The following is a 10,111-nucleotide window of genomic DNA, read 5'->3' as shown; positions in this document are numbered from 1 at the left end:
GGGGGGTGGGGTCCCCAGGGCTGGGGTAGGGTGGTGTGGTCGGTCCTCCCCGCCGCACTGGCGTTACGGGGCGGGGGCGTTGCCCCCCGGCCCCCCCCCCCTCCCCGATTCCGGCCGAGGTCAGCCGAACTGCTGCTCGAGGTCCTTGAGCTTGCGCTCCAGGGAGTCGAGGCGCGGCAGGGCCATTGTGTCGTCCTCCGCGGTGAGGTCGACCGTGACCGACTCAGAACCGCCCTGGCGGACGGGCTGCAGCGAGGGACGCTGGCGTACGGGCAGCGGCTCCGGGGTCGGTAGGGCAGGCTCCGCGGGGGTCTGGGTGCCGCCACGCTCCAGGGCCTGCGGCTCCGGACGGCCACGGCCGATGATCCCGCGGTGGCCCCGGCTGATCGCCTTGAGCTGGGCGCGCTCCAGCCGGTCCGCCTCGCGGCGGCGCAGCCGGTTGGCCTCCTCCTGCCGCTTGTCCTCGCGGACCTCCTCGACCGCCTCGTCCAGGCTGCGCACGTTCTCAAGGAGCATCAGCGACCAGGCCTTGTAGGTCTCGCGGGGGGCCCGCAGCCAGCGCACCATACGGATCTGCGGCAGCGGACGCGGCACCAGGCCCTGCTCGCGCAGGGCGGCCCGGCGGGTCTGCTTCAGCGCGCGGTCGAAGAGCACGGCCGCCGAGAGCGACATGCCGGCGAAGAACTGCGGCGCGCCCGCGTGGTCGACACCCCGGGGTGCGTGCACCCAGTTGAACCAGGCGGAGGCCGCCGCGAACGTCCACACCAGTATCCGGGAGCCGAGGGCGGCGTCGCCGTGGCTGGCCTCACGTACCGCGAGCACCGAGCAGAACATGGCCGCGCCGTCCAGGCCGAACGGGACCAGGTACTCCCAGCCGCCCGAGAGGCCGAGGTTCTGCTGGCCGAAGCCGACCAGGCCGTGGAAGGAGAGCGCGGCGGCGACCGCCGCACAGCAGAACAGCAGGACGTAGGAGGCGGTGCCGTATATGGCCTCCTTGCGCCTGCGGCGCTCCTCGCTGCGCTCCCACGAGTCGTCCTTCGCGTGCTCCCCGCCGGACCGCTTGCTGCGCGCGAGCACCGCCACCGCCGCCAGCATGCCCAGGAGCAGTACGGCGCCCGGAAGCAGCCAGTTCAGCGATATGTCGGTCAGTCTCATCTAGGGGTCCCTTGCATTGGGATAGGGCGTAACGCCCGCCATAGTGGCCCAATCCCACCGGCCCTCAGGGGGTTTCGGGGCAAGAGGCCGCCAAGGAAGTGCAAGGGAATGCCCAGGGCAGCGTTCTGCTCGAACTGCCGCTTGAGGGGCGGGAGTTGAGTTCGAATAAGACTACCCGTACGGGTGGTTCCTCGGAAAGTTCCTGCGGCAAGTGAGGAAGTTGTGAATCGCCTGTAACCGAGCGGGTGACCTCTTCGCGGGTGATCTTACGGCACGACCGCCCTCCGGCATGCCGGAGGGGGGTCCAACTGGCGGCGGTCGCCAGCGGCTTGACGCCTCGACGGCTCACCGGAAGGGCGTCCTGCTCGCCTTCCGTAGTCTCCCCGTCACTCAGCGGTGACCTGGTTTGACCTGACGGCTTGTGCGCATATGGTGCTTGACGGACGAGTAACAACCCGTCGTAATGGCCCCAAGTACCGACACGTCCGGAGGAGGACCCGTGAGGCAGCACGTGCAGGGCTCCACGGGGACCGGAACACCGCAGGGCCGTACGGCAGCCGCCCCCAGGGTGCCGTCGCAGCCCGGGGCGGCCGACGTGGACCGGGAAGAGGGCGCGGCCGCCCGCGGCGAGCACACGCACAGCGAGCCGCCGATCCCGCGTCCGCGGCTCGTCCAGCGGGCCTCGGTGCGCGGGCAGATCCTCGACGCGCTGCGCAGCGCGCTGGTCACCGGGGAACTGGTACCGGGCGAGGTGTACTCGGCGCCGGCGCTGGGGGAGCGGTTCGGGGTCTCCGCCACGCCCGTGCGGGAGGCGATGCAGCAACTGGCGCTCGAGGGCGCCGTCGAGGTCGTTCCCAACCGGGGCTTCCGGGTCGTCGAACGCGGTACCCGGGAACTGGCCGAGCTGGCCGAGATCCGCGCGCTGATCGAGATCCCCGTGATGCTCCGCCTGGCCCGTGCGGTGCCGGTGGAACGCTGGCGGGAGCTGCGCCCCCTCGCCGAGGCCACGGTCCGCGCCGCGTCCTCCGGCTGCCGGGCCACGTACGCCGAGTCGGACCGCGCCTTCCATCGCGCGGTGCTTGCCCTGTCCGGCAACGAACAGCTCGTCCAGATCGCCGACGACCTGCACCGCCGGGCACAGTGGCCCCTGGTGGGCGGCCGGACCCCCGCCGGTCACGCCGACCTGCTGGCGGACGCGACGGAACACACCGCCCTCCTGGACGCACTGACGGCGGGGGACGTGGACGTCGTCCGCGGCCTGGTGAGCCACCACTTCGCGGGCGCGGCCTAGACCGCGTCCGACGCTTCGCGGGTGGTCGGAACCCGTCTCCGCCGTGGAACGGCAGCCGGCCCGTGCCGCGCTGCTTCAGGCGCTGACGGCCGGGAGGTGGACGTCGTACGCGTGCTGGAGAGGGTCCGACGCTTCGCGGGCGGGGCCTGGGTCAGTTCCCCTTGCCGGGAGTGGTCTCCGCCTTCGAGTAGCTGCCCGTCCAGGCCGCCTTCGCGCCCGAGTCGCCGATGCGGTAGACGTCGACGACCGCGCCCGCGGCCACGGCGACGCTCAGTACGGCGGCCGCGACGCGTATCACGGACGCGGAACGGGTGCCGGTCCGCTCGGTGGACGTCCGCCGAGCCGTCCACCACACCGCCGCGGCGAGCACGAACAGGCCCAGTGCCCAGGGGAGGAGACCGTCGCCGAGTTCCGTGTGCCTGCGGATGAGGGCGCTGCTCGTCACGTGCCGCTCCAGCCACTCGCCGGCCTGCGTGGTCAGCGGCACGCTCACCAGCGTGACGAAGGCCAGGACCGGCAGCACCACGCCCATCCGGCGGGCGGCCGCGGGCCACACCGCGCCGGCCACCAGTGCCAGCGCGGTCAGCGGCACGAGGACGACGACGAGGTGGACCAGCAGGATATGTGCCGGCAGACCGTTGACGAGGCTCATCGGTTTTCCTCCATGGGGGGTGACAGGCGCGTCAGACTGCCACAGGAACCTCTGAGGTTCCTCTGAGCCCACCCGTAACACCCGCGGAGCGTCAGGCCGTCGCCGCTCCCGGTGCCGGCGGCGCCAGTTGACCCGCCAGCCACGTCGGCACCCCGCCCAGCAGCCGGAACAGCCGCCGGGCCTCCTCCCGCAGCCGGGATGCCTCCGGCTCCGTCTCCGCGTCCGCCAGGGCCACCAGCGCGGGGGCCGTGCCCACCAGATAGCCCAGCTCCTCGCGGATCCGCAGGGACTCGGCGAAGCCGTGCCGGGCCTCCGCCAACTCGCCGTCCCGCAGGGCCAGTCCGGCGAGATGGCGCCAGGTGAAGGAGAGCAGCAGCAGGTCGGAGTTGGCCGTGGCGCCGGCGTGGGCACGCCGGTACGCGGCCCGCGCGGCCTGTGGGGAGCCGGTGAGGTTCTGGGCGAGCAGACCGCGCCGGAAGTCCAGCAGCGCCCGTCCCGGCGCCCCCGGAGCGATCAGCGCCGCCGCCCGCCCGAGCGCCGCCCGCGCCTCGTCGGCCCGGTCGCGCACCGAGTGCAGGGTCGCCGCGTACGCCAAGTACCCGCGTTCACAAGCGGCCGCGCCGCGCTCGTCGTCGGTGTGCGCCAGCGCCTCCGCCGTACGCAGCGCGTCCTCCGCCGCGTCCCAGCCCTGCTCCGTGTACAGGCACTTCTCCACGAGCAGGGCGGTCCGCTGCAGCGCGGGGGCGGCGGTGACCGGTTCCAGCAGCGCCGCCGCGTCGGTCCAGCACGCGCGCGAGCGCAGCCGCCATACCGCGGTCTGGAGGGGATCGTCACCTGCGGTCGTTCCGGTACCAGACATGGCGGTATGCGCCACATTGCCCTCCCCGAGCACGCCATCGAGCTTTGAGTGGTGGCCGCATCTCAGCACGGATCCCGCGGCCGGGCCAAGGGGCTGGGTGAAGGATTTCACAAAGTCGGGTCAGCTCATGCGCAACGCCAGGAAGAAATCGAGCTTGTCCTCCAGCCGGGACAGGTCCCGGCTCGTCAACTGCTCGATGCGGCCCACGCGGTAGCGCAGCGTGTTGACGTGCAGGTGCAGCCGGGTCGCGCAGCGCGTCCAGGAACCGTCGCAGTCGAGGAAGGCCTCGAGGGTGGGGATCAGTTCGGCGCGGTGGCGGCGGTCGTAGTCGCGCAGCGGGTCGAGCAGCCGCGCCGTGAAGGCGCGGCGGACGTCGTCGGGGACGAAGGGCAGGAGCAGGACGTGCGAGGCCAGTTCCTGGTGGCCCGCCGCGCACACCCGGCCCGGGCGCGCGGCCGCGACCCGCCGCGCGTGCCGTGCCTCCTCCAGCGCCCCGCGCAGGCCCTCCGCCGAGTGGACGGCGGCGCTGAATCCGAGGGTGACCTGGCCGTCGTCGTCGAGGCCGGCCGACAGCGGCTCGCGGACGGACTCCAGCAGCGCCTCGGCGAGGATCCCGGACTCCGAGCCGTCGTGCTCGGCCGAGACCGCGGGGAGCGGGACGAGGGCGATCGCCTCGTCGCCGGTGTGCGCGACGGCGATCCGGTCCGAGGGCTCGGGGCCCGTGGCGCGCGGGTCGACCAGGATCTCCTCCAGCAGGGCCTGCGCGACCGGGCCCGCCTCGATCTCCGCGTCCGCCCAGTCGACGCGGGCCACCACCACCTGCCAGTGCGGGGCCGTCCCGAGGCCGGGCAGCAGCACCGGGGCGGCCACCCGCAGCCGGGCGGCGACCTCCCCCGGCGCCGCGCCCGTCTGCACCAGTTCCAGCACCTCCTGCGCGAGCCGGCGCCGTACCGTGCGGGCCGCCTCCCGGCGGTCCCGCTCGACGGAGATCAGCTGGGTGACGCCCTGCAGCAGGTCCAGGCGCTCGGCCGGCCAGTCGCCCGCGTCCGCCTCGACGGCCAGCAGCCAGTCCGACAGCACGGTCTCGCGCACGTCCCGCGCGGCCTGCGGCGCCCGGTTGCTGCCGCGGATCGGGAAGAGGCTGTACGTCACCCCTCCCGCCGTCACCCGGTGCGGCCCCCGGCGTCCGCCGCGGGTGGCGGCGAGATGCTCGGCGGCGAGCTGGACGCACACGTCGGCGGCGAGCCCCGGGCCGGCGACCTTCGGACCGGCGATCAGCCGTCCGGTGGGGGAGAGCACCCAGGCCCTGAGGTCGAGGTCGGAGCCGAGCAGGTCGAGGACCACGTCCGGGCCGCCGCCCGCCGGGCCCGAGGTCATCATCCGCCGGTGCCGGTCCACCACGGCCGCCAGATCGCCCGCGCGCTCGCCGGAGACCTGCCGGACGACGTGCTCGGTGACCGTCGCGAACGCCACCGACTCGTGCACCGCGAAGAGGGGAAGCCGGTGCCGGGCGCAGGCCACCACCAGGTCCTCGGGGATGTTCCCCAGTTCCGCCTCGCCGGCCGCGAGCGCGGCCACCCCGGCCTGCGCCAGGATCCGTACGAACGGTTCCGAGTCGTCGGCGTCCCGGCGCCAGGCCAGGCCCGTGAGCACCAGCTCACCGCCCGACAGGTAGCGGCTGGGGTCCCGCAGGTCGGTGGTCATCACGCCCCGGACGGTCCGGTCCAGTTCGTCCTCGCCGCCGAGTAGCCTGAGGCCCAGCGCGTCGGTGTCCAGCAGTGCGCGCAGCCGCATCTCGTCGCCGCCGTTCTTTGTCTCGAAACCTACGATGCATCGTGAGGGTGGTCGGGGGAGGAACCCGCTGGACGGCGCGGGCACCGCACTCTTCCGCAGCCAGGCTGTGTCCTGTGTTTCTACCGGAAAACTGGGAGGTAACCGATGACCTCCGTTCATATGAATCTACAAGATGCCCGCCCTGGCCAGCCAACTCCTTCATGGTTTCCGTGACTGACCCCGATGGAGTACGGCGCTGTGTACTGACTTCACTCCGCGTGAACAGCACATGAACGAGCCGGGCCCGCCGCACCGAATCTGGCTCGATTCCGTACCACCCCACGAGACGAAGAAGAGAGCCGGTCATGGACTTCCTTCGCCCCGCCAGCTGGGAGGAGGCGCTCGCCGCGAAGGCCGAGCACCCCACCGCTGTGCCCATTGCGGGCGGCACCGACGTGATGGTCGAGATCAACTTCGACCACCGCCGGCCCGAGTACCTGCTCGACCTGAACCGCGTCGGCGACCTCTACGAGTGGGAGGTCGGCGAGGACAGCGTGCGGCTCGGTGCCTCCGTCCCGTACAGCGGCATCATGGAGCACCTGCGGACCGAGCTGCCGGGGCTCGCCCTCGCCTCGCACACGGTCGCCTCCCCGCAGATCCGCAACCGCGGCGGCGTCGGTGGCAACCTCGGAACCGCCTCCCCGGCCGGTGACGCCCACCCCGCGCTCCTCGCGGCGGGCGCCGAGGTCGAGGTCGAGTCGGTGCGCGGCAGCCGCCGTATCCCGATCGACGCGTTCTACACCGGCGTCAAGCGCAACGCGCTGGCGGCGGACGAACTCATCCGCGCCGTGCACATCGCGAAGGCCGACGGACCGCAGCAGTACTCGAAGGTCGGCACGCGCAACGCGATGGTGATCGCCGTGTGCGCCTTCGGGCTCGCGCTGCACCCGTCGACGCGGACCGTCCGCACCGGCATCGGCTCCGCGGCGCCCACGCCCGTCAGGGCCAGGGCAGCGGAGGAGTTCCTGAACGCGGCGCTCGAGGAGGGCGGCTTCTGGGACAACGGCAAGATCATCACCCCGTCGGTCGCGAAGCGGTTCGCGGAGCTGTGCTCCGGTGCCTGCAACCCGATCGACGACGTCCGGGGCACGGCGAGCTACCGCCGGCACGCGGTCGCCGTCATGGCCCGGCGCACGCTGACCTGGACCTGGGAGTCGTACCGCGGCACCGCCGCCCGCTCGGAGGGAGTCGCCTGATGCGCGTCAACTTCACCGTCAACGGACGCCCGCAGGAGGCCGACGACGTGTGGGAGGGCGAGTCCCTGCTGTACGTGCTGCGCGAGCGGCTCGGTCTGCCCGGCTCGAAGAACGCCTGCGAGCAGGGTGAGTGCGGGTCCTGCACGGTACGCCTGGACGGCGTGCCGGTGTGCGCGTGTCTGGTCGCGGCCGGGCAGGTCGAGGGACGGGACGTGGTGACCGTCGAGGGGCTCGCGGACTACGCCAGGCAGCGCTCCTGCGGCGACGCGTGCGGCACCTCGCTGGACGAGGCCAAGGGCTGGCAGGCGAAGGGCACCGACTCGCAGACCGGCGAGGGCACCGAACTGGCGCCCATCCAGCAGGCGTTCATCGACGCCGGCGCCGTCCAGTGCGGGTTCTGCACGCCGGGCCTGCTGGTCGCCGCCGACGAGATGCTGGAGCGCAACCCCAACCCGACCGACGCGGACATCCGCGAGGCGCTGTCGGGCAACCTGTGCCGCTGCACGGGCTACGAGAAGATCATGGACGCGGTGCGCCTGGCGGCCGCCCGGCAGGGAGAGGCGGTCTGACGATGCCGACCAACGGCGCTCCCACCAAGATCACCCAGGGCTCCCGGACCAAGGGCGGCATCGGCGAGTCCACGCTCCGCCCGGACGGCACCCTGAAGGTCACCGGCGAGTTCGCGTACTCGTCCGACATGTGGCACGAGGACATGCTCTGGGGCCAGATCCTGCGCTCCACGGTCGCGCACGCCGAGATCGTCTCGATCGACACGAGCGAGGCGCTGAAGACCCCCGGCGTGTACGCCGTCCTGACCTACGACGACCTGCCGACCGACGTGCGGAACTACGGCCTGGAGATCCAGGACACCCCGGTCCTCGCGCACGGCAAGGTCCGCCACCACGGCGAGCCGGTCGCCATCGTCGCCGCCGACCACCCGGAGACGGCCCGCCGGGCCGCCGCCAAGATCAGGGTCGAGTACCGCGAGCTGCCCGTCGTCACCGACGAGGCCTCCGCGACCGCCCCCGACGCGATCCTCGTCCACGAGAACCGCGACGACCACCACATCGGCCACGTCCCGCACCCCAACATCGTCCACCGCCAGCCGATCGTCCGCGGCGACGCCACCGAGGCCGCGAAGAAGGCCGACGTCATCGTCCGGGGCGAGTACTACTTCGGCATGCAGGACCAGGCCTTCCTCGGCCCCGAGTCGGGCCTCGCGGTGCCGGAGGAGGACGGCGGCGTCCACCTCTACATCGCCACCCAGTGGCTGCACAGCGACCTGCGCCAGATCGCGCCCGTCCTCGGCCTGCCCGAGGAGAAGGTGCGGATGACGCTGGCCGGCGTCGGCGGTGCGTTCGGCGGTCGCGAGGACCTGTCGATGCAGATCCACGCCTGTCTGCTCGCCCTGCGTACGGGCAAGCCCGTCAAGATCGTCTACAACCGCTTCGAGTCCTTCTTCGGGCACGTCCACCGCCACCCGGCCCGCCTGCACTACGAGCACGGGGCGACCCGTGAGGGCAAGTTGACGCACGTCAAGTGCCGCATCGTCCTCGACGGCGGCGCGTACGCCTCCGCGTCCCCCGCGGTCGTCGGCAACGCCTCCTCGCTCGGCATCGGCCCGTACAAGGTCGACGACGTGGAGATCGAGGCCATCGCCCTCTACACCAACAACCCGCCGTGCGGCGCCATGCGCGGCTTCGGCGCGGTCCAGGCGTGTTTCGCCTACGAGGCGCAGATGGACAAGGTGGCGAAGGAACTCGGCATGGACCCGGTGGAGTTCCGGCAGCTCAACGCCATGGAGCAGGGCACGCTGATGCCGACCGGCCAGCCCGTCGACTCGCCGGCACCGGTCGCCGAACTCCTGCGCCGCGTCAAGGCGATGCCCATGCCGCCGGAGCGCCAGTGGGAGTCCAGCGAGGGCGCGGACGTACGGCAGCTGCCGGGCGGCCTGTCCAACACCACGCACGGCGAGGGTGTCGTACGCGGCGTCGGGTACGCGGTCGGCATCAAGAACGTCGGCTTCTCCGAGGGGTTCGACGACTACTCCACCGCCAAGGTGCGCATGGAGGTGGTCGGCGGCGAGCCCGTCGCCACCGTGCACACGGCGATGGCGGAGGTCGGCCAGGGCGGTGTCACCGTCCACGCGCAGATCGCCCGCACCGAGCTGGGCGTCGCACAGGTGACGATCCACCCGGCCAACACCGAGGTGGGCAGCGCCGGTTCGACCTCCGCCTCCCGGCAGACGTACGTCACCGGAGGCGCCGTCAAGAACTCCTGCGAGCTGGTCCGGGAGAAGGTCCTGGACATCGGCCGCCGCAAGTTCGGCACGTACCACCCGGCGTGGGCGACGGCGGAGCTGCTCCTTGAGGGTGGCAAGGTCGTCACCGACGGCGGCGAGGTGCTGGCCGACCTGGTGGACGTGCTGGAGGACGAGGCCGTGGAGGTCGAGGCCGAGTGGCGGCACCGCCCCACCGTCCCCTTCGACCTGCGCACCGGCCAGGGCAACGGCCACGTCCAGTACTCCTTCGCCGCACACCGGGCCGTCGTCGAGGTCGACACCGAGCTCGGCCTGGTCAAGGTCGTCGAGCTGGCCTGCGCCCAGGACGTCGGCAAGGCCCTCAACCCGCTGTCCGTCCTCGGCCAGATCCAGGGCGGCACCCTCCAGGGCATGGGCATCGCGGTGATGGAGGAGATCATCGTCGACCCGAAGACCGCGAAGGTGCGCAACCCGTCCTTCACGGACTACCTCCTGCCCACCATCCTCGACACGCCGATCATCCCGGTCGACGTGCTCGAACTCGCCGACGACCACGCCCCGTACGGGCTGCGCGGCATCGGCGAGGCACCCACCCTGTCCTCCACCCCGGCCGTCCTCGCGGCGATCCGCAACGCGACCGGCCTGGAGCTGAACAGGACGCCGGTACGCCCGGAACACCTCACCGGCATGGCGTAGCACAGTCCCTCCGGGCGGTACGGGGAACGTCACACGTCGACGTGCCGCCCGGAGCGGCCAGTTCGTTCGTCTCGGGCCGTCCCCCGGGTCGTGCGGCCGAAGCACCTTCCCAAATCCCGCACCGCTCAGCGCATTTCGCGGGTGCCCCTTTGAACCTTGGGAGTAGGCC

General features: G+C 72.3%; 8 protein-coding genes. 4 read left to right on the top strand and 4 right to left on the bottom strand.

The genetic code is table 11. From position 1 onward, the window contains the following. Positions 1-120: 120 nt before the first annotated feature. A complete protein-coding gene (locus tag ACIRVK_RS26360) occupies positions 121-1,155 on the bottom strand; it encodes a DUF2637 domain-containing protein (RefSeq protein WP_404251113.1) in 1,035 nt (344 codons plus the stop codon). 499 nt (positions 1,156-1,654) lie between these two features. Between ACIRVK_RS26360 and ACIRVK_RS26355 the strand changes: the two genes are divergently transcribed. After that, positions 1,655-2,446 (top strand): GntR family transcriptional regulator, encoded by a 792-nt coding sequence (locus ACIRVK_RS26355; RefSeq protein WP_404251111.1) that lies wholly within the window; start codon positions 1,655-1,657, stop codon positions 2,444-2,446. A 151-nt stretch (positions 2,447-2,597) separates the two neighbouring features. Here the strand turns inward: ACIRVK_RS26355 and ACIRVK_RS26350 are convergent, their stop codons facing one another. From ACIRVK_RS26350 to ACIRVK_RS26340, 3 genes are all read right to left on the bottom strand, one after another. Then, the gene (locus ACIRVK_RS26350) at positions 2,598-3,098 is read right to left on the bottom strand and encodes a DUF2231 domain-containing protein (protein ID WP_404251109.1); all 501 of its coding nucleotides are present in this window, start codon (positions 3,096-3,098) and stop codon (positions 2,598-2,600) included. A gap of 91 nt (positions 3,099-3,189) precedes the next feature. Further along, the gene (locus tag ACIRVK_RS26345; protein ID WP_404251107.1) at positions 3,190-3,972 is read right to left on the bottom strand and encodes a hypothetical protein; all 783 of its coding nucleotides are present in this window, start codon (positions 3,970-3,972) and stop codon (positions 3,190-3,192) included. Positions 3,973-4,077: 105 nt separating this feature from the next. Then, a complete protein-coding gene (locus ACIRVK_RS26340; RefSeq protein WP_404251105.1) occupies positions 4,078-5,751 on the bottom strand; it encodes a PucR family transcriptional regulator in 1,674 nt (557 codons plus the stop codon). Positions 5,752-6,095: 344 nt separating this feature from the next. On the opposite strand from ACIRVK_RS26340, the gene ACIRVK_RS26335 reads away from it, so the two are divergent. From ACIRVK_RS26335 to ACIRVK_RS26325, 3 genes are read left to right on the top strand one after another with little or no spacing between them, the layout of a single operon-like run. Next, the gene (locus ACIRVK_RS26335; RefSeq protein WP_404251103.1) at positions 6,096-6,986 is read left to right on the top strand and encodes an FAD binding domain-containing protein; all 891 of its coding nucleotides are present in this window, start codon (positions 6,096-6,098) and stop codon (positions 6,984-6,986) included. Next, a complete protein-coding gene (locus ACIRVK_RS26330) occupies positions 6,986-7,555 on the top strand; it encodes a (2Fe-2S)-binding protein (protein WP_404251101.1) in 570 nt (189 codons plus the stop codon). Before ACIRVK_RS26335 ends, ACIRVK_RS26330 begins: the two co-directional genes overlap by 1 nt. Before the next feature lie 2 nt (positions 7,556-7,557). After that, positions 7,558-9,942 carry a xanthine dehydrogenase family protein molybdopterin-binding subunit gene (locus ACIRVK_RS26325; protein ID WP_404251099.1) on the top strand — a complete coding sequence of 795 codons (2,385 nt, stop codon included), beginning with the start codon at positions 7,558-7,560 and terminating at the stop codon, positions 9,940-9,942. The last annotated feature ends 169 nt before the right edge of the window (positions 9,943-10,111 follow it).

The sequence above is a fragment of the Streptomyces sp. NPDC101152 genome (genome assembly GCF_044768275.1).
Lineage (GTDB): Bacteria > Actinomycetota > Actinomycetes > Streptomycetales > Streptomycetaceae > Streptomyces.
Note: the sequence above shows the minus strand (reverse complement) of the source record. Positions and strands in the feature narration are given on the sequence as shown.